The sequence below is a fragment of the Kitasatospora sp. NPDC054939 genome, from assembly GCF_053610105.1.
Genome location: NZ_JBSGXP010000151.1, coordinates 1 through 20,985 on the forward strand (window position 1 = coordinate 1; position 20,985 = coordinate 20,985).

9 protein-coding genes are annotated in these 20,985 nt (G+C 74.7%); 4 read left to right on the forward strand and 5 right to left on the reverse strand.

Going from position 1 to position 20,985, the window contains the following annotated elements:
* Positions 1 to 140: helix-turn-helix domain-containing protein (locus ACWGB8_RS31405; RefSeq protein ID WP_452217018.1), on the reverse strand; the 140-nt coding region annotated here is incomplete at its 3' end.
* A 159-nt stretch (positions 141 to 299) separates the two neighbouring features.
* On the opposite strand from ACWGB8_RS31405, the gene ACWGB8_RS31410 reads away from it, so the two are divergent.
* Both ACWGB8_RS31410 and ACWGB8_RS31415 read left to right on the forward strand, forming a co-directional pair.
* On the forward strand, positions 300 to 5,900 hold the full coding sequence (locus tag ACWGB8_RS31410; RefSeq protein WP_452217010.1) for an amino acid adenylation domain-containing protein: 5,601 nt from the start codon (positions 300 to 302) through the stop codon (positions 5,898 to 5,900).
* Positions 5,897 to 9,157 (forward strand): amino acid adenylation domain-containing protein, encoded by a 3,261-nt coding sequence (locus tag ACWGB8_RS31415; protein ID WP_452217011.1) that lies wholly within the window; start codon positions 5,897 to 5,899, stop codon positions 9,155 to 9,157. Before ACWGB8_RS31410 ends, ACWGB8_RS31415 begins: the two co-directional genes overlap by 4 nt.
* 1,478 nt (positions 9,158 to 10,635) lie before the next feature.
* Here the strand turns inward: ACWGB8_RS31415 and ACWGB8_RS31420 are convergent.
* From ACWGB8_RS31420 to ACWGB8_RS31435, 4 genes are all read right to left on the reverse strand, one after another.
* A complete protein-coding gene (locus ACWGB8_RS31420; RefSeq protein WP_452217012.1) occupies positions 10,636 to 11,970 on the reverse strand; it encodes a serine hydrolase domain-containing protein in 1,335 nt (444 codons plus the stop codon).
* 29 nt (positions 11,971 to 11,999) lie between these two features.
* Positions 12,000 to 13,268 (reverse strand): serine hydrolase, encoded by a 1,269-nt coding sequence (locus ACWGB8_RS31425; RefSeq protein ID WP_452217013.1) that lies wholly within the window; start codon positions 13,266 to 13,268, stop codon positions 12,000 to 12,002.
* A gap of 168 nt (positions 13,269 to 13,436) precedes the next feature.
* Entirely contained in the window at positions 13,437 to 14,678 is a 1,242-nt protein-coding gene (locus ACWGB8_RS31430; protein WP_452217014.1) for a serine hydrolase domain-containing protein, read from the reverse strand.
* 104 nt (positions 14,679 to 14,782) lie between these two features.
* Complete coding sequence (locus ACWGB8_RS31435; RefSeq protein ID WP_452217015.1) at positions 14,783 to 18,136, reverse strand: AMP-binding protein; 3,354 nt, start codon at positions 18,134 to 18,136, stop codon at positions 14,783 to 14,785.
* A 292-nt stretch (positions 18,137 to 18,428) separates the two neighbouring features.
* Between ACWGB8_RS31435 and tdh the strand changes: the two genes are divergently transcribed.
* Both tdh and ACWGB8_RS31445 read left to right on the forward strand, forming a co-directional pair.
* Positions 18,429 to 19,457, forward strand: coding sequence for an L-threonine 3-dehydrogenase (gene tdh / locus ACWGB8_RS31440; protein WP_452217016.1), 1,029 nt, complete (start codon positions 18,429 to 18,431; stop codon positions 19,455 to 19,457).
* Between the two features lie 21 nt (positions 19,458 to 19,478).
* A complete protein-coding gene (locus ACWGB8_RS31445) occupies positions 19,479 to 20,672 on the forward strand; it encodes a glycine C-acetyltransferase (protein ID WP_452217017.1) in 1,194 nt (397 codons plus the stop codon).
* Positions 20,673 to 20,985 lie beyond the last annotated feature (313 nt).

Below are 20,985 nucleotides of genomic sequence, written 5' to 3' on the forward strand. Positions count from 1 at the left end.
GTCCACGCCTCGGACCGGGCAGCCAGCGCCCGGTTGTAGACCAGCCTCACGCATCCGAACGTGCGCGACAGCTCGGCCGCCTGCGCATCCGTCGGGTAGAAGCGGAACTTGAAAGCCCGCTTCACGTGAGTGGTAGCCATGACTCACACGTTAACACTTCTGCATGTGACTGCATTACGCACCGTCAGCTGCCGCTACGCAGGACCGCCTTGACCGTGATCCGGCTTCCTCTGCCCCGCTGCGCGGGAGTTTCGTCTCCTCCCCCGGCTGAAGCCGGGGATATCCACGAAAGGACTCAGATGACGGATACCCAGGACCTGCCCGCCGACTGGTCCGCGACCAAGCGCGCCCTGCTCGCCCAGCGCCTGCGCGGGGCCGCGGCGCCCGCCGCACCCGCCAGGGTCGTCGAGCCCCGCCCGGCGGGCACCCGGCCGCCGCTCTCCAGCGGCCAGGAGCGGCTCTGGTTCATGGACCAGTTCGCGCCCGGCAGCACCGCGTACGCGCTGGCGCCCGCCCGCCGGATCCGCGGTCCCCTGGACCGGCCCGCTCTGGAGGCCGCGCTCACCGACCTGGTGGCCCGGCACGAGGGCCTGCGGATGACCTTCCGCACCACCGAGGCCGGTACCGCCGAGGTGCACATCGCCGAGCCCGGACCGGTGCCCGTCCGCTTCGTCGACGTCTCCGGTACCGCCGACCCCGGCGCCCCCGCCCCCGGCACCCCCGACCCCGCCCCCGGCACCCCCGCGGCCGACCCCGAGCGCCGGGCCGCCGCGGAGCTCGCCGCCGTCCTCGCCGAGCCCTTCGACCTCGCCGAGGGCCCGCTGCTGCGCGCCCTGCTGATCCGGCTCGCCGAGGACGACCACGTCCTCGCCCTGGTGATGCACCACATCGTCTGCGACGGCTGGTCCATCGACATCATCAACCGCGAGATCGACCTCCGCTACGCCCACCACGCCCACGGCGAAGCCGGTGAACTGCCGCCCCTGGGCGTACAGTTCGGCGACTACGCGCACTGGCAGCGGGCCCGCCTGGACAGCGGCCGGCTCGCCGCCTCCCGCGACCACTGGCGCACCGAACTCGACGGCGTCCCCGCGCTGGACCTGCCCACCGACCGCCCCCGCCCGCCGCTGCTCACCTTCGACGGCGCCGCGACCGAGTTCCACTGGGACGCCGAACTCGCCGCCCGCATCGGCGAACTGGCCCGGGCCTACGGCGCCTCCACCTACATGGTGCTGATGGCCGCCTTCCAGGTGCTCCTCGGCCGGCACGCCGGCCGGCACGACTTCGCCGTCGGCTCCGCCGTCGCCGGCCGCCTGCACCGCGAACTCGAAGGCGTGGTCGGGGCGTTCGTCAACATGCTGCCGATCCGCGCCCGGCTCGCCGACGACCTGTCCTTCGGCCGCCTGGTGAGCCGGGTCCGCGAGACCACGCTCGACGCCTACGCCCACCAGGAGGTGCCGTTCGAGCAGATGGTCAACGACCTGGCCGTCGAGCGGGACGTCAGCCGCGCCGCCGTCTTCCAGACCACCTTCGCCTTCCAGAACTACGGGGACAAGGCCGCCGCCGCCCTCACCGCGGAGGGCTTCGGCTACGAGGCCACCACCACCCACGCCGACCTCGCCCTCTACATGCGCGAGAAGAAGGACGGCGGCCTCTACGGCCTGCTCACCTACCGCACCGACCTGTTCGACGCCGCCACCGGCGAGGCGTTCGCCGGACGCTTCCGGCTGCTCACCGCCGCCGCGGTCGCCGACCCCGACCGGCTCATCGGCGAACTCCCGCTGCTCACCGACACCGAACGGGCCACCGTGCTCGGCCGTTGGGCGGCCGGGCCCGAGCTGCCCGCCGACGGCCCGGCGACCCTCACCCGGTTGCTCGCCGACACCGCCGCCCGCACCCCCGACGCCCCCGCCCTGGCCTTCGCCGACGCGACCCTCCGCTACGGCGAACTCGACCGCCGCGCCAACGCCCTGGCCCGCCGCCTGCGCGCACTCGGCGTCGGCGCGGACGACCGGGTCGCGGTCTGCCTCGAACAGTCCCCGGACCTCGCCGTCGCCCTGGTCGCCGTCCTCAAGGCCGGCGGCGGCTACCTCCCGCTCGACCCCGAGCAGCCGCCGGCCCGACTGGCCCGGCTGGTCGCCGACGCCGGCGTGCGGGTCCTGGTCACCGACCGCGCCCTGCGCCCGCACTTCGCCGGGTACGAGGGCGCCGAACTGCTCACCGACATCCCCGCGCCGGAGCCGGCCGACGACTCCCCGCTGCCGGAGCTGTCCGGCCCCGACCACCTCGCGTACGTCATCTACACCTCAGGCTCCACCGGCGCCCCCAAGGGCGTCGGGGTGCAGCACCGCCAGATCCTCAACTACCTGGCCGGCGTCCGGGAACGGCTGCGGATCGTCCCCGGCGCGAGCTACGGCCTGCTGCAGTCGCTCTCCTTCGACTTCAGCATCACCATGCTGTACCTGGCGCTCACCACCGGCGGGCAGGTCCACCTGCTGCCGCGCCGCATCGCCGGGGTGGAACTCGCCGAGGAGATCGAGCGGACCGGCCTCGACTACCTCAAGATGACCCCCTCGCACCTCGCCGCGCTCACCGCCGACGCCCCCGTCGAACGGCTGCTGCCCCGCCGCGCGCTGGTCCTCGGCGGCGAGGCCAGCACCTGGTCCTGGGCCGCCCGGATCGCCGCGCTCGGGCAGTGCGCGGTGTTCAACCACTACGGCCCCACCGAGGCCACGGTCGGCATCACCGTCCAAGAGGTCACCGCCGCCGGCTCGGAGGAACCCGGCGCCACCCCGATCGGCACCCCGCTCGCCGGGGGCCGCTGCTACGTCCTCGACGCCGCACTGCACCCGGTCCCGCCCGGCGTCACCGGCGAGCTGTACCTCGGCGGCGACCGGCTCGCCCGCGGCTACCTCGGCCGCCCGGACCTGACCGCCCAGCGCTTCCTGCCCGACCCGTACGCCGACGCGCCCGGCGCCCGGATGTACCGGACCGGCGACCTCGCCCGGTGGCGCCCCGACGGCACCCTCGACTACCTCGGCCGCGCCGACCACCAGATCAAGGTGCGCGGCTACCGGGTCGAACCCGGCGAGATCGAGGCCGCCCTCACCGCCCTGCCCGGCATCACCCAGGCCCTGGTGCTGGCCCGCGGCGAAGGCGTCCGGCAGAACCTGGTCGCCTACCTGGAGCACCCCGGCGACGCCCCCGCCCCCGCCGCCGACCTGCGCACCGCGCTGGCCCGGACACTGCCCGACTACATGGTCCCCGCCCGGTACGTGGTCCTGGACCGGATGCCGCTGCTCGCCCACGGCAAGGTCGACCGGGCCGCCCTGCCGGAACCCGAGGACGCCCCCGTCGCCGGCACCCGCGTCGCCCCCGAGGGCGACACCGAGCGGACGATCGCCGCGATCTGGGCCGACCTGCTCGGCCTGCCCGAGGTCGGCGCCACCGACGACTTCTTCGACCTCGGCGGCCACTCCCTGCTCGCCACCCAGGTGGTCGCCCGGATGCGCCGGGCCTTCCCCGAACTCGCCACCCCCGTCGGGGTGATGGACCTCTTCAAGTACCCGACGGTACGCCGCCTCGCCGAACTCGTCGCCACCCCGCAGGCCGACCGCGGCCCGCGCCGCCTGCTGCACCGGCTCACCCCCGAACGCCGCCGCACCACCGCCAGCCTCGTCTGCGCCCCGTACGGCGGCGGAAGCGCGCTGATCTACAAGCCGCTCGCCGACGCCCTGCCCGCGGACTGGGCGCTGCACTCCATCGCCGTCCCCGGCCACGAACTGGGCGAGGAACCGATGGACATCGACGAGGTCGCCCGGCTCTGCGCCGAGGAGATCGTGGCGAACGTCCCCGGCCCGCTCGTGCTGTACGGGCACTGCGGGGTCGGCGTCCGGCTCACCGTGGAGATCGCCCGCCGGGTGGAGGCGGCCGGACGCGCCGTCGACGCCGTCCACCTCGGCGGCATCTTCCCGTTCGCCCGCCCCCGAGGACGCGGCTCCGCCGTCGCCGAACGCCTTGCCGAACTCACCGACCGGCTGCGCAGCGACCAGGGCATGATCAACGCCCTGGCGGCGGCCGGACTGGACACCGACGAGATCGGGGAGGAGCAGCTGCGGCTGATCGTCCGCAACCGCCGCGCGGGCACCAAGGGCGCCGAACGCTACTTCGGCGAGCTCTTCGAGAGCGCGGGCGGCACCATCGAGGCCCCGGTCATCGCGGTCTGCGGCGACCGCGACCCGGCCACCGAGTTCTACCAGGAGCGCTACCGCGAGTGGCACCGGCTCACCGGCACCGCCGCCGTGGTGGTCCTCGACGAGGCCGGGCACTTCTACCTCAAGTACCGGGCCGCCGAACTGGCCGACATCCTCACCGGCGTGCACCGCTCGATCGCGGCCGGCGAGGAGGAGCGCCACCGGCGTACGGAGGGCGCCACCTGGTGGCTGGCGGGCCTCTCGCGCGCCGCCGGATCCACTGCCGAACAGCCCGTCGGGCCCGCGGTCGGTGCCGCCCCCGCAGCCGCGCCTGTCGGGCGTTCCGGGAAGCCGGACACACCCGTCCGCCCCACCATGGGCCGCTTCCTCGCCGTCGCCTCCGGCCAGCAGATGTCCATGCTCGGCTCGGCGCTCACCGAATTCGCCCTGCCGATCTGGATCCTGCTGACCACCGGCTCGCTCGCCCAGTTCGGCCTGCTCGCCGCCTGCGGACTCGTCCCCGGCATCCTCGCCGCCCCGCTGGCCGGCGCCGTCGCCGACCGCGGCGACCGCCGCCGCATCATGCTCGCGGGCGACCTCGCGGCCGGCGCCACCCAGGCCCTCCTGCTCGCCCTCCTCCTCAGCGACGGACTTCAGGTCTGGCACTGCTACGCCCTCATCGCCGTCCTCTCCACCGCCCTCGCCTTCCAACGCGTCGCCTGGGGCTCGGCGGTGCCGCAACTCGTGCCCAAGCGCTACCTCGGCCGCGCCAACGGCGTGGTGCAGATGGCCTTCGGCCTCGCCCAGTTCCTGGTCCCCCTGGTCGCCGTCGGCCTGTACGACGCGATCGGCCTCGGCGGCATCCTCGCCCTCGACGTCGCCAGTTACGTCTTCGCCACCGCCGTCACGCTCGCCGTGCGCTTCCCCGACGTGATGCCCGCCACCCGCCGGGAGAGCGTCGCCGCCGAGATCAGGGCCGGCTTCCGGCAGGCGCTCGGCAGCCGGCACTTCCGGGCCATGCTGTTCTGGTTCGCCGTCCTCAACATCTTCCTGTCGCCGCTGTTCCTGCTGGTCACCCCGCTGGTGCTGTCCTTCGCCCCGCTGTCGGCGGCCGGCTGGGTCTCCACCGCCGCCGGCGCCGGGGCCGTCCTCGGCGGCCTCACCCTGCTGGTCTGGGGCGGCCCCCGCCGGCTGCGGCTGCGCGGCGTCCTGCTCGCCACCGTCGGCCTCGCCACCGCCTGCCTGGTCACCGGACTGGGGCCGTCCCTCTGGGTGGTCGCACTCGGCGCCTTCGGCATGACGTACGGACTCGCCCTGGTCAACGGCGTCTACGCGACCATCGTGCAGACCAAGGTGCCGCTGCGCTTCCACGGCCGGGTGATCGCGGTCAACACCATGGTCGCCTGGTCCACCCTGCCGGTCGGCTTCGCGCTCGTCGCCCCGTTCGGCCCGAAGCTGCTCCAGCCCCTGATGGACGAGGGCGGCGCCCTGGCCGGCACCGTCGGCGCCCTGATCGGCACCGGGGAGGGCCGCGGCATCGGCCTGCTCTACGTCCTGTTCGGGCTGGCCATGGCCGCCCTCGCCCTGATCAGCCTCTGCATCCCCGTCCTGGCCCGGTTCGACCGCGACGTCCCGGACGCCCAGTCCGACGACCTGGTCGGCCTGGAGACCCTGCACGCCCGCGCGAAGAACGAGTTGAGCCGATGACCGCCGCCGTCCCGACCGACCCCGCCGCCCCGACCGACCCCGCCGAGCCCTCGACCGCCGCCACCCCGACCGTCACCGCCCACCCGCTCACCGGCGAACAGCGCCGACTCTGGTTCCTCCAGCAGCTCCACCCCGAGGACGCCGGCTTCACCATGTACCTCAACCGGCGCTGGAGCGGCCCGCTCGACCGGCGGGCCCTGCGCGCCGCCCTCACCCGGCTCACCGACCGGCACGAGGTCCTGCGCACCCGCTTCGCCCTCGACGGCGAGGAGCCCGTCCAACTCGTCGAGCCGAACCGCCCGATCGACCTCACCACGGTCGAACTCCCCGTCGGCACCGGCGAGGACGGCTTCACCGCGGCCTGCGCCCCCCACGTCAACGCCCCCTTCGACCTGGCCGCCCGCCCGCCCCTGCGCGCCGCCCTGATCAGCGCCGGTCCGCACGAGCACGCCCTCTGCCTCGTCCTGCACCACATCGTCTCCGACGGCTGGTCGTTCACCGTCCTCTGGCGCGAACTGCTCGCCCTCTACCGCGACGAACTCGGCGAGGCCCCCGCCGACCTCCCCGAACTCGCCCTCCAGTACGGCGACTTCGCCCGCGCCGAACAGGCCAGGCTGGCCGCCGGAGCCGCCGAGGAGGGCTTCCGCCGCTGGACCGACAGGCTGGCCGGGATCGCCCCGCTCAGCCTCCCGCTCGACCACCCGCGACCCGAACACCCCACCCACCCGGCCGGATTCACCGACCTCGCGCTCGGCCCCGCACTCACCGCCGGCCTCGACCAACTGGCCCGCGAGCAGCGCTGCACCCCCTTCATGGTCCTGCTCGCCGCCTACCAGAGCGTGCTCGCCCGCTGGACCGGCACCGAGGACTTCGCCGTCGGCACCCCCGTCGCCGGCCGCTACGAGACCGCCCACGAAGCCCTGATCGGCTACTTCAGCCGCACCGCCGTCGTCCGCGCCGACCTCACCGGCGCCCCCGACTTCCGCACCGTCCTGCGCCGGGTCCGCTCCGCCACCCTCGCCGCCCTCGGCCACCCGGACCTCCCCGCCGAACGGGTCGCCGCCGAACTCGGCCTCCCCGCCCGCCCCGGCGCATCCCCGCTCTACCAGGCGGTCTTCGTCCACCAGAGCCAGTACGACCTGGCCGACGCCGGCGCCCGCCCGCCGCTGCCCGCCGGCGTCCGCACCGCGAGCATGGACTCCGGCTTCGACCGCGCCAAGACCGACCTGCTGCTCGACAGTTGGCGCACCGACGACGGCGGCATGACGCTCTCCTTCACCTTCGACCGGGAACTCCTCGAACGCGCCACCGTCGAAGCCCTCGCCCGCCGCCTGCGCCGCCTGCTCACCCGCGTCGTCGACGAACCCGAACTGCCCCTGCACGGCGACTGGCTGCTCGACCCCGAGGAGCACGCCCACCTGCTCGCCCTCGGCACCGGACCCGCCCCCGCACCCGATGTCCGCAGCATCCTGCGGCGCTTCGCCGAACAGGCCGCCGCCCGCCCCGACGCCCCCGCCCTGGCCTGCGCCGGGAGCACCCGCAGCTACGCCGAACTCGACCGCGCCTCCGACGACCTGGCCCGCCGCCTCGGCCCCGTCGCCGACCGGGCCGTGGCCGTCCGGATCGACCCCTCCTTCGACCTGGTCACCGCGCTCCTCGCGATCTGGAAGGCCGGCGCCGGCTACCTGCCGCTCGACCCCGCCCACCCCGCCGAACGGCAGCGGCTGATGATCCGCGAGGCCGACGCCGCCCTGCTGCTCACCGCCGGCGACCACCCCGACCTCGGCGCACCCGTCCTGGACGTCACCGCGCAGCCCGCTCCCCACACCCCCGCCGCGGACCTGCCCGGCAGCCGCCCCGACGGCCTCGCCTACGTCCTCTACACCTCCGGCTCCACCGGCACCCCCAAGGGCGTCGCCGTCGAGCACGCCGCACTCGCCGACCGCGTCCACTGGATGGCCGGCCCCGACGGCTACGCCCTCGGACCGGCCGACCGCATCGTCCAGTTCGCCTCCATCGGCTTCGACACCCACGCCGAGGAGCTCTGGCCCGCCCTCGCCGCCGGCGCCTGCGTCGTGCTGCTGCCCGGCGGCGGCCGGATGCTGCCCGACCTGCTGCGCGGACCCGACGGCGGCGCCGTCACCGTGCTCGACCTGCCCACCGCCTACTGGCAGGAGCTGGTCGCGCTCGACGACCAGGCCCCCTGGCCGGCGTCGCTGCGCCTGGTCGTCCTCGGCGGCTCCGAGGCCCGCGCCGACACCCTCGCCCGCTGGCGCGCCCGGCACGGCGACACCGTCCGGCTGGTCAACACCTACGGCCCCACCGAGGCCACCGTCATCGTCACCGCAGGCGACCTCGCGGGCCCCGGCAGCACCCCCGCCCCGCAAGGCTCCTCCTCGCCGGGCCGCCCCCCGCTGGGCCGCCCGCTGCCCGGCGTCCGCCTCTACGTCCTCGACGACCGCGGCGCCCTGCTGCCCGCCGGCTCCGAGGGCGAACTCCACATCGGCGGCCGCGGCCTCGCCCGCGGCTACCTCGCCCGCCCCGAGCTGACCGCCGACGCCTTCCCGCCCGACCCGTTCGGCGACGGCGGCCCGATGTACCGCACCGGCGACCGCGTCCGCTGGCGCACCGACGGACAACTGGAGTTCCTGGGCCGCGCCGACGACCAGGTGAAGATCCGCGGCTACCGGATCGAACCTGCCGAGATCGAGGCCGCCCTGACCGCCCACCCGGCCGTCGCCCGCGCGGCCGCGCTGGTCCGCGACGGCCGCCGCCTGCTCGCCTGGGCCGTCCTGCGCCCGGGCACCCGCACCCCCGCCGCCGACCTGCGCGAATACCTCTCCGTGCGGCTGCCCGCGTACATGGTCCCCGACGCGGTCGTCCCGCTCGACACCCTCCCGCTCACCCCCAACGGCAAGCTCGACACCGCCGCCCTGCCCGACCCCGACCCGAGCGCCGGCGCCGCCACCTACCTGGCCCCCCGCACCGACGCCGAGGCCCTGGTCGCCGACCTCTGGCAGGAGGTCCTCGGCCTGCCGAAGGTCGGCGCCCTCGACGACGTCTTCCGACTCGGCGCCGACTCCCTCCTGGTGACCCGGGTCGCCGCCCGTATCCGCGCCGGCCTCGGCCTGGAGATTCCCCTCCGCGACGTCTTCGAGAGCCCCACCCCCGCCGCCCTCGCCACCCGCATCGAAGCCCTCCTGATCGCCGAGATCGACGCCCTCACCGAGGACGAAGCCGCCGACCGCCTCACATAGCGCCCCGGCCCCGGCCGCCACCGGAGGCGGGGCCCACCGCACGCCGGGGGCGGCTGACCGGTTCCCTCCCTGACGGGTTGCCACGTTATTGCGAACGTCAGTCCGGTTAGGGTGGGGGTCGATGCGTGGTGATCGGGGGGTCATGGGGAACGCGGAATCGACGCACGGTGCGGGCGGTGCGTGGGATCGAACCCCGACACGGTCTCGCTCGACGCTGCGCCCACTGCCGAGATTCGGCGACGGGGGTTGACCGTGCGTATCCGGCCGGCCGTGTCCGCGACGAGGACCAGTCCGGCATACGGCCCCCGCCCGACTTCCGCAGCGGTGACGCTGCGGTCACGGCAACGGGGTCGGCGTGAACCAGGAAGTCCGGGTCGTCGAGGAGTTGCGGCGCAAGGTCTGCGCGGACTGCCTCCCGGAGGAGCGTGCCAAGTTCTTCCGGCGTGCTGCGCGCCAGATCCGGTGAGCCGTCGGAGCCCCGGGGGATTCTTGCTGCGAGCGCGCGGGCCGCGGACACGGGGTCCGGTACCGACCTGTTGTCCGTCACCGAGTCGCGGAGTGGTCCTGGCGCCACCCACCACTTCGCGCGGGTGGGTGAGTCCGGTGGCAGCAACTGCGAAGCGACCCTGACAGGCTCTGTTCCGGCGACGGCGGACCACTCGTCGCGCGTGAGCGGCTGTGCGGCGTCCGCGAGCACTGCGACAGCCGATCGCGCCGGGGAAGGGAGTGCAGCCCACCAACTGCCGACGACGCCGGCCGTCAGGTCCACTGCGGCTCCGGCCGGCACCTTCGAGGCGATCAGGGCTGCTCCGGGGTTGGGGTACACGTCGGTCGCGTCGACCGGGGAGTCGGCGCACAGTTTCACGTACCAGGCCGTGAACCGGACTGGATCGGTCCACACGGGCTGGTCGAGGGCCAGGAGCGCGGCCCCTTCGGCGAGCGCGGGCCCGCCCTCCAGCACCAGTCGGAGATCTGGCACAACCACGAGAGGGCGCAGCAACTGATCGGTGACGGCATCCGGCTCGGCAGCGCGGTTGAGGTCGCAGAGGAAGAGCAGAATCGGCCTATTCAAGGCACCTGTGGCTGCGACGAGTTCAGATGCGGTGGTGGTATGCACGCCGAGGCGGGATGCGAGCACCCAGACTGCACTGTGAACGTCCATACCCCCAAGCGACATACAAGCGTCCGGGCGTTGGCGCGGCGGTACGTCCGGGCCGGTGCAGGCGGTGGCGAGCCACGACAGCAGGTGGGTCTTGCCGATGCCGGGTGGCCCGCCGACCACGCAGAGTCGAGGCGCCAGGGGGTCGTCCAGCATGCTCAGCAGGGCGTGGCCCGCGGCCTGCCTTCCGGCGCCCAGCGGTGGTAGCCGGCGTGCGGTTGCTTTCACGGGCCCCCGTCTGCGTTTCCGAGCACGCAAGTCTACGAGAGGTCTTCCAGCGGGTGGCGGGGCCCCTGTCGGTCGGGCCGCTCCGTGGGGGTCAGGACTGCCCCGGGGTCGGCGGCGGGGTGGGGGTGGTCGGGGGGACGGGGGTGGTCGGGGAGCCGGGGGGTGTGGGGGAGGCGGAGGCGGTGGGGGAGGTGCTGGGCTCGGGAGGGAGGTCGTAGACGTTGTTCGGGGAGATGATCTGGGTGATCGCCTTGCCGAAGACCGTGGACGGCTCCTCGCCCTGGTAGGTGATGTCGGTGGTCAGCTGGACCACCAGGGTGGTCCTGGACGCGGGCTGGTAGAGCACCAGGCTCTCGTAGCCGGGGAGCGAGCCGTTGTGGCCGATCCAGCCGTTGTTGTCGAAGATGGCCAGGCCGTAGCGGGTGGTGCCGATGCCGGTGGGGAGCATCGCGAGTCGTTCGGCCTGGGTCTTGGGGGTGAGCAGGGTGCCGGTGGCGAGCACCTTGGCCCAGGTGGTGAGGTCGTCCCGCTGGGAGATCATCGCGCCGGCGGCCCAGGCCCAGGACGGGTTCCAGTCGGTCGCGTCGACGACCTGGCCGTCGGGTGTCTGGTCGGTGTAGCCGTGCGGCATGCTCGCGGGGTGGGCGGCGTCGACGGGGAAGAGGGTGCCGGTCAGGCCGGCCTTGCTGATCACTTCCTCCTGGAGGAAGGTGTTCAGCGGCTTGCCGCCGACCTGTTCGACGACGAGCCCGAGCAGGACGGTGTTGGTGTTGGAGTACTGGAACCGGGCGCCGGGCTCGAAGACGACCGGGTGCTTGAAGCTGTAGGCGAGCAGTTCGGGCGGGGTGAACTGGCGGGTCGGGTCGGACTCCAGGGCGTTCGCGAAGTCCGGGTCGAAGGTGTAGGAGTACAGGCCGCTGCGCATCTCGGCGAGTTGGCGCAGGGTGATGCGGTCGCCGTTGGGCACGCCCGGGATGTACTTGCCGATGGTGTCGTCCAGGCCGACCTTGCCCTGGTCCACGAGCCGCAGCAGGCCGGTGACGGTGAAGGTCTTGGTGACGCTGCCGATCCGCATCGGGAGGACGCCGGTGCACGCCCGGCCGGTGGTGCGGTCGGTGACGCCCATGGTGCCCGCGCCGCCCTGGTTGTTGGCGTCGAACACGGCGTACGCGACGCAGGGCACGTTCGCGGCCTGCTGCACCTGCTGGATCGCCGTGACGACCTCCGACATGACCTCGGGCGTGAGCGCCTTGACGGGGCCGCTCGCCCCGGCCGTCGGGGTCGCCGTCGGCTGGTTGTTGGCCGCGGGCACGGCGGACGCGGGGGCCTGTCCGGCGGGTCGGGGCGCGGGGCCGGAGCAGGCGGTGAGCAGGCCGGCCAGGGCCAGCGCGGGAACGGCGGCGCGCAGCAGCGGGGTTCTGGTCATCGGGGGTTCCTCGGGTCGGTTCCGGGTGCTCAGGCGGCGGCGGCCGGGGAGAGGGTGGGCGATGCGGAGGCCGAGGCGGACGGGAAGTCGTAGACGTTGCCGGGCGAGACGATCCGGGTGATCGCCCGGGCGAGCAGGGTCGACGGCTCCTCGCCCTGGTAGGAGGTGTCGGTGTTGGTCATGATCACCAGGTCGGCCTGGGCGGCGGGCAGGCGGACCACGACGGTCTGGTAGCCGGGCAGCGAGCCGTTGTGGCCGATCCAGCCGTGGTTCTCGAAGATGCCGAGGCCGTACGAGGTACCGGGGGTGCCCATGTCGGGGAAGTCCAGCCGCTGGGCCTGGGTGGCGGGGGTGAGCAGGGTGCCGGTGGCCAGGACGGTGGCCCAGGTCTTCAGGTCGGGCAGGTCGGAGATCATCGCGCCGGCTGCCCAGCCCCAGGAGGGGTTCCAGCCTGTGGCGTTGGCGGTCTGCCCGTCCGGGGTCTGGTTGGTGTAGCCCTGGGCGTGCGGGTCGGGGAACTCGGAGCCGACCGGGAAGATCGTCTTCTTGAGCCCGGCGGGCTCGGAGACCTGCTCCCTGATGAACTCGCCGAGCGACTGCCCGCCGACCTGTTCGACGACCAGGCCGAGCAGCACCGTGTTGGTGTTGGAGTACTCGAACGCGGCGCCGGGTTCGAAGTCCACCGGGTGCTTGAAGCTGTACGTCAGCAACTCCTGTGGGGTGAACGGCCGTTGGGGGTCGGCCAGCAGCGTGTTCACGAACTGCTCGTCCGAGGTGTACGGGTAGAGCCCGCTACGCATGCCGGCGAGCTGGCGCAGGGTGATGCGGTCCCCGTTGGGCACGCCCGAGACGTAGCTGCCGATGGTGTCGTCCAGGCCGAGCTTCTGCTGGTCGACGAGGCGGAGCAGGGCGGTGACGGTGAAGGTCTTGGTGACGCTGCCCATGCGGTGGTTGACCGCGGTGGTCATCGGTTGACCGGTGGCCGTGTCGGCGACCCCGAAGGCCTTCTCGTAGCCCTCGCTGCCGGGCGAGGTGAGCGAGACGACGGCCCCGGGCACGCCGGCCTGGGTCATCGCCTGCTGGATCGCGGCGTCCAGCTGGGCGTTGACGTCCGGGCCGAGCGGGACGAGGGTGCCGCCGGTGGCGCTGCCGCTCGGTGACTGGTCGGCCTTCGCGGGGAGGGCCGTCGCGGGTGCGGGTCCGGTGGCCTGCGGCGAGGGCCCGGAGCAGGCGGCGGCCAGCAGGCCGGCCAGGGCGAGGGTGGGCACGGCCGTCCGCAGCCGACGGTTCCGGGTCATGGGTGGCCTCTCTGGACGGACGGGGGCGCGCCCCGGAGCGGCGCTCCGCGGGGGCGGCGGGACTGCTCGCCAACGTAGGCGGCTCCCCGCGGGTACGCCCGGTGAGCTGGCCCGTTCGTGGGGTGACGGCGGGTGCTGCCCTGAGGGAGGGTCGGCTCCCAGGGGCGGTCAGCCCGGGAAGACGTACGGGTGGTCGGGGAAGAGCTGCTCGGTGACGGCCTGGACGACCAGGGTCGAGGGCTCGATGCCGAAGGGGTTCAGGATCCAGCTGTTGACGAGGACGGCGACGGTGGCGCGTTCCTCCGGCAGGTAGAGGGCCACGCTCTCGTAGCCCGGGGTCGAGTCGGTGTAGCCGACCCAGCCGTTGATCTCGCGGATCCCGAGGCCGTAGGTGACGCCGGGGCGGGCGGTGGCCCGCATCACCGTGCGTTCGGCCTGGGTGCGTTCGCTGAGCCCCTCGCCGGTGGCGAGCGCCCGCGCCCAGCCCTGGAGGCCGGAGACGTTCGCGACCATCGGGCCGAGGCCGCCCATCCAGGAGGGGTTGAGCTCGGAGGCGTCCACCAGGCCCCCGGAGAGGTTGAGGGCGTAGCCGTGGGCCGTCTGGGGCCTGAGCGTGCTGTCCGCGGGGATGGCGAAGTCGGAGGCGTTCTGGGCCGGGACGACGTCGCCGCGGACCACCTCGCGGATCGGCCGGCCGGTCACCTCCTCCACCACGAGTTCCAGCAGCACGGTGTTGGTGAGGTTCTCCTGCTGGGCGATGCCGGGTTCGAACAGGACGGCGTGGGCGAAGCTGTGGGCGAGCAGCTCGCGGGGGGTGAACTCCCGTTCCGGGTCGGCCCCGACGGCGGCAGCGAAGGCCTCGTCCGCCTCGTACGGGAAGAGCCCGCTGCGCATGCCGGCCAGGTGGCGCAGGGTGATCCGCTCGCCGTTCGGCACGTCGGGGACGTAGTCGGCGACGGGGTCGTCGAGGGCGACCAGGCCCTGGTCGACCAGCCGGAGCAGGGCGGTCACGGTGAAGGAGGTGGTCATGGTGCCGATCCGCACCTCGCTGGCGGGGGTCGGCAGGTCGAGCGGGGTGTCGCCGACGGCCGGTTCGAGGGTGAAGGGGGCGCCGATCCGCCGGGTGAAGGAGAGGTGGCCGGGTATGTCGACGGCGACGACGACGCCGGGCCGGTAGCCGTCGGGGTAGGTGGCCAGCAGCGCCTCGATCTGCTCCTGGACCCGGTCGGCCGCGGTGGTGGCGAGGACGGGGTCGACCTGGGCGGCGGGGGCCGGGGCGGCGCCGGGGCCGGCCGACGGGGGCGGGGCGGTGCAGCCCGCGGCCAGCAGCCCGGCGGTTCCGAGCGCGGCGACGGCGGTCCGCAGCGGGAGGGCGCTCCTCGGGCCGGGGCGGCGGCGGTTGCTGGTCATGGGGGCGCCTCTCTGGGCGGGGACGGCCCCCGGGGCGCCGCTCGGCGGACGCCCGCGGGGTGCTCGCCACGGTATGCGGCTCCCCGCGGGTACGCCCGGCGGCCTCACCCGTTCGGGGGTGCCCCCACCGGCGCGACCACCGCCGTACCGACCGGCGCCCCGGCCGCCACCCTCACCGCCGCGCCCACCGCCGCGTCGAGGGCTGCCAGGAACGCGTCGGCCAGTGCGGCGACGGCGTCCGGGGCGAAGGCGTGCTCGTTGTGGCGCAGCCAGCAGCGCAGGCTGCCGTCGGGCTGCTCGGAGGCCATCAGCTCGGGGACGTGGCGGTCGCCGCCGGGCATCGGCCAGGGCTGCGTGACGTTGCGCGGCAGCTCCCACTCGGTGCAGGCGAGGCCGGGGAGCTGGGCGGGGGCGTTCCAGCTCTCGTAGCGCAGCCAGGCGGCGAACGGCACCTGCGGGCTGAACTCGGCGAAGGGGTAGAGCTGGTGGTCGAGCGCGGCGGTGGAGGCGGTGCGGACCCGGTCCAGCAGTTCGGCGAAGCCGGGGGAGCCGGTGGCGTCCACACGCAGCAGCAGGGACTGCACGAAGCAGCCGATCACCCGCTCGGCCTCGGGCCTGGTCCGTCCGGGCACCGGGGTCATCAGGACGAGGTCGGTCGCTCCGCTGTGCGCGGCGAGCAGGCCGCTCCACACCGCGGCCAGCGCGAGGAAGGGGGTGGCGCCCAGCTCGGTGGCGCGCTCGCGCAGGGCGGCGGCCCGTTCGGCGGGGACGGTGAAGCGGTGGGCGCCGATCAGGGCGGTCTCGACGTCCTGCCGCCCGGGGAACGGGCCGATCCCCTCGGGGGCGCCGGCCAGGGCGCGGGCGAAGTGCCGCCGGGAGGTGGGCCAGTGGGCGTTGGACCAGGCGACGAGTTCGCCGTACGCGGGGCCGGGGCGGCCGGGCGGGGCGGGCCGTCCGCGCCGGAACGCCGAGTACAGGACGCCGAGTTCCTGCAGCAGGACGCCGACCGACCAGCCGTCGGCGACCAGGTGGTGGACGGCCAGCAGTACGACGTGGTCCCGTGGGCCGCGGCTCGCCACCACCAGCCGGGTCATCGGGCCGGCGGCGGGGTCGGTGGGGCGGTCGCGTTCGGCGATCAGGCGCGCGGAGACCTGGTCGTCGTCCAGCCCGGTGGCGTCCAGCAGCAGGACGTCGGCCTGCGGCTGCTCGTCGACGACGGCGCGCAGCACGCCGGGGGCGGCGCCGGGCACCGGTGCGAAGCGGGTGCGCAGGGCGGGGTGGCGGTGGACGGCCTCCAGCAGGGCCCGCCGCAGCACCCCGGTGTCCAGCGGGTCGCGGACCCGGAACACCACGGGGATCACGCCGACGTTGCGGCCGGGCGCCTCGGCGGTCCAGCGCAGGAAGTTCTCCTGCTGCGAGGTGAGCGGTACCTCGTGGGCCTGGGCGCGCAGTTCGGCGAGGAACGGCGACACGGGGGCGGGCGCTGCTCCGGCGCCGGCTCCGGTGTCGGCGGGCGCTGCGCCGCCGGTGGCGGTGGCGGTGCCGACCGCGGTGTCCGTGTCGTCGGGTACGGGTACGGGTGCGGCGTCGGCGAGCCAGGCGGCCTGGGCGCGCAGCGAGGGCCGTTCGAAGACCAGGGCGGTGCCGGCCGCGACCCCGAACTCCCCGGAGATCGCGGCGGCCAGTTGGACGGCCCGGAAGCTGTCGCCGCCGAGGGCGAAGAACTCCTCCTCGACGGTGCGCACGGGTCGGGCCAGGACGCGCTGCCAGAGCCGGGCGAGAGTGCGTTCGGCGGCGGTGTCCGGTGCGCGGCCGCCGGCCGGGGCGGCGGTCTCGAAGCGGGCGCGGAGTTCGTGCTTGACGACCTTGCCGCTGGGGTTGCGCGGCAGCGAGTCGGTGAGCAGGATCCGCACCGGCAGTTCGGGGCGGGCGAGCCGGGTGCTGAGGAAGAGCCGCAGGTCGTCCGGGTCGAGCCCGCCGGCCGCCGGGACGACCGCCGCGACCGGCACGCTGCCCATCACCGGGTGCGGCACGCCGAGGGCCGCCGCGTCGGCGACCTGCGGGTGCTCGTGCAGCACCTCCTCGATCCGCAGGGTGGAGACCTTGAGCGCGCCGGACTTGATGAGGTCGCTCTCGCGGTCGACGAGGTATAGGTAGCCGGCGTCGTCGAGCCGGCCGAGGTCGCCCATCCGGACCCAGCCGTCCCGGAAGACGGCGGCGCTGCGGGCGCCGTCGCCGACGTAGCGGCGGGGCGGGCCGGGTTGGCGCAGCCAGATCTCGCCGGTGCCGCCGGGCGGTACGGGCGTGCCGTCGGGGGTGAGGACGCGCAGGTCGGCGGGGTCGGCGGGGCGGCCGACGGAGCCGGGGCGGGCGGCGTCGACGACGGCGGAGATCTGGGCGGGGGAGGCTTCGGCGGAGGTGTAGGTGTTGACCAGGGTGGCCCCGGGCAGGGCCCGGGCGAGTCCGGCGGCGACCGCGCCGGGCAGGGCGGCGGCGGAGCAGCTGACGAGCAGCACGCTGCCGAGGTCGTGGCGGTCGGCGGTGCCGGAGTCGATCAGTTCGGCGGCCATCGAGGGCACCAGGAAGACGGTGCCGACGCGGTACCGGGCGACGGCGCGGCCGAACTCCTCGGCGTCGAAGCGCGGCAGGCAGACCGTGGTGGGGTGGCCGGTGAGCGCGTTCAGCAGGGCGACCTGGGCGGCGTTGGTGCCGATCGGGAAGGCGTGCAGGGCGTGCCCGGAGTGGGCGTAGGGGCGTGGGCGCGGGTCGAGCCGCAGGCCGGCGGTGAGGCTGCCGTGGGCGGCGCCGACGCCCTTGGGGGTGCCGGTGGTGCCGGAGGTGCCGATGATCTGGGCGAGGTCGTCGGGCCCGGGGCGGTGCGGGGCGCGGTCGGGCGGGTCCGTGGCGGGCGGCGCGGCGAGCAGGTCCGCCAGGGCCAGGTCGGTGGCGGGGCCGGGGCCGGGGCCGTCCGGTGCGGGGCCTGCGGGGGCGGGCCGGTCGGTGCCGCGCAGGGTCCAGCGCGCGTCGGCGAGCTCGACCAGGCGGGTGACGTCGGCAGCGGAGAGGTCCTCCCGGACCACCAGGGCCGCCGCGCCGGCGTAGTGGACGGCGAGCAGCGCGACGGCGTACTGCTCCCAGGTGCGGTTGGTGAACAGAAGGGTGACCCGGTCGCCGGGCCGCACGCCCGCCCGGGCCAGGCCGTGCGCCGCCCGCAGGGCCTGCTCGCGCCACTGCCCGTACGTCACGCTGCCGCCGCCGGGTACCAGCAGGGCGGTCCGCCCGGGGTGGCCGGCGGCCCGGTGGTCGAGCAGGTCGGGGAGGGTGAGCGGGGTGGTGTCGCCGGTGCGGCGCGTGGCGTTGATGTCGACTCCAGGGGGCGGCCGGGGGCGTGCGCGGGGGGAGGCGGGGGCCGCCGAGCGCGAGAATTGGTCCAGACCATAGCGGAGGCCCCGGGGCACCCGCTACGGATCGTCAAGGATCATCGTACGAAACCGAGTTCGCCCGCGGTCCGGATCGCCCGAACGGGTGGTGACCGGCACGCCGCGCAGGCCCGCAGCGGGGCGCGGGGCCCGCCTCGGGCACGATCGTTCAGCTCAGCTGTGGCGGCCCTTAAGAATTCCTCGATGGACCGCACCCGCTCCCACCAGGCAGATTGCTCGTGCCCGGGGCGAGGCAGGGAGCCGCCGCCCGCCGGGCCACGCCGGCCTGCCCACACCAGGCCGTCCCTCCGTCCTGTCAGGAGCCGCCGCAGTGAAGGCACTCGTCAAGCAGAAGGCCGAGCCCGGCCTCTGGCTGGTGGACGTCCCCAAGCCCGAGATCGGCCCCGGCGAGGTGCTGATCAAGGTGCTGCGGACCGGCATCTGCGGCACCGACCTGCACATCCGCAACTGGGACGGCTGGGCGCAGCAGGCCATCACCACCCCGCTGGTGCTCGGCCACGAGTTCGTCGGCGAGGTCGCCGAGCTCGGCGCCGGCGTCGCGGACATCGCGATCGGCGACCTGGTCAGCGGCGAGGGCCACCTGGTCTGCGGCAAGTGCCGCAACTGCCTGGCCGGCCGCCGCCACCTGTGCCGCAACACCGTCGGCCTCGGCGTCGGCCGGGACGGCGCGTTCGCCGAGTACGTGGCGCTGCCCGCCACCAACGTCTGGGTGCACCGGGTGCCGGTCGACCTGGACGTCGCCGCGATCTTCGACCCCTTCGGCAACGCCGTGCACACCGCGCTGTCCTTCCCGCTGGTCGGCGAGGACGTGCTGATCACCGGCGCCGGGCCGATCGGCATCATGGCCGCCGCCGTCGCCAAGCACGCCGGCGCCCGCAACGTCATGATCACCGACGTCTCCCCGTACCGCCTCGACCTGGCCCGCGAGGTCGGCGTCACGCTCGCCCTCAACGTCACCGAGCACACCGTCGAGGAGGGCCAGCAGAAGCTGGGCCTGCGCGAGGGCTTCGACGTCGGCCTGGAGATGTCCGGCCGACCCGAGGCGCTGCAGTCGATGATCGCCAACATGACGCACGGCGGGAAGATCGCCATGCTCGGCCTGCCCGCCGAGCAGTTCCCGATCGACTGGGCCTCCGTCGTCACCTCCATGATCACCATCAAGGGCATCTACGGCCGCGAGATGTTCGAGACCTGGTACGCGATGTCGGTGCTGCTGGAGGGCGGCCTCGACCTCCGCCCGGTGATCACCGGCCGCTACGCCGCCACCGACTTCGAAGCCGCCTTCGACGACGCCGCGAGCGGACGCTGCGGCAAGGTCATCCTCGACTGGACCGCCTGAGACTTCCGTTTAGGAGCTGCTGTGTTCGACAACCTGCGCGACGACCTGGCCGCCACGCTCGACGAGATCCGCGAGGCCGGCCTCTTCAAGCCCGAGCGGGTGATCGGCACCCCGCAGAGCGCCGCCGTCACCGTCACCGCGGGCGGCCGCCCCGGCGAGGTGCTCAACTTCTGCGCCAACAACTACCTCGGCCTCGCCGACCACCCCGAGGTGCTCGCCGCCGCCAAGGACGCCCTGGACCGCTGGGGCTACGGCATGGCGTCCGTCCGCTTCATCTGCGGCACCCAGGACGTCCACAAGGAGCTGGAGGACCGCCTCTCGGCGTTCCTCGGGCAGGAGGACACGATCCTCTACTCCTCCTGCTTCGACGCCAACGGCGGCGTCTTCGAGACCCTCCTCGACGAGCGCGACGCCGTCATCTCCGACGCGCTCAACCACGCCAGCATCATCGACGGCATCCGCCTCTCCAAGGCCCGCCGCCACCGCTACGCCAACCGCGACCTCGCCGACCTGGAGAAGCAGCTCCAGGACACTGCCGACGCCCGCCGCCGGCTGATCGTCACCGACGGCGTCTTCTCCATGGACGGCTACGTCGCCCCGCTGCGCGAGATCTGCGACCTCGCCGACCGCTACGACGCCATGGTCATGGTCGACGACTCGCACGCCGTCGGGTTCGTCGGCGCGGGCGGCCGCGGCACCCCCGAGCTGCACGGCGTGATGGACCGCGTCGACATCATCACCGGCACCCTCGGCAAGGCCCTCGGCGGCGCCTCCGGCGGATACGTCGCCGCCCGCCGCGAGATCGTCGCCCTGCTGCGCCAGCGCTCGCGCCCGTACCTGTTCTCCAACTCGCTCGCCCCGGTGATCGCCGCCGCCTCGCTCAAGGTCCTCGACCTGGTCGAGCAGTCGAACGAGCTGCGCGAGCGGCTGGCCGCCAACACCGCGCTGTTCCGCTCGCGGATGACCGAGGCCGGCTTCGAGATCCTGCCCGGCGACCACGCGATCGCCCCGGTCATGATCGGCGACGCGGCCAGGGCCGGCCGGCTCGCCGAACTGCTGCTGGAGCGCGGCGTGTACGTGATCGGGTTCTCCTACCCGGTCGTCCCGCACGGCCAGGCCCGGATCCGGGTGCAGCTCTCCGCTGCGCACTCGACCGAGGACGTCGAGCGCGCCGTCGCCGCCTTCGTCGACGCCCGCGCGGCGCTCGGCGACTGACCGCCGCGGGGGCGGCCGGTCGGTCCGGCCCCCCGCGCGGCACCACCGGACCGCCCCGTGGGGCCGCGGCTGCTCGGCGCATCGCGATCCCACGGGGCAGGCACCACCGGGCGGCACCCGCGTGCCGCCCGCCACCCCGCCGCCCGGCACCGCCCGGTACGGCACCCCGCCGTACGGCACTGCTGACCACCTGCCCCACCCTCCCGCCCGGGGGGGGGGGGGGGGGGCCCCCCCCCCCCCCCCCCCCCCCCCCGGGAGCACGGCCGCCCCCCCCCCCCCCCCCCCCCCCGGGGCCCCCGCGGCCCCCCCCCCC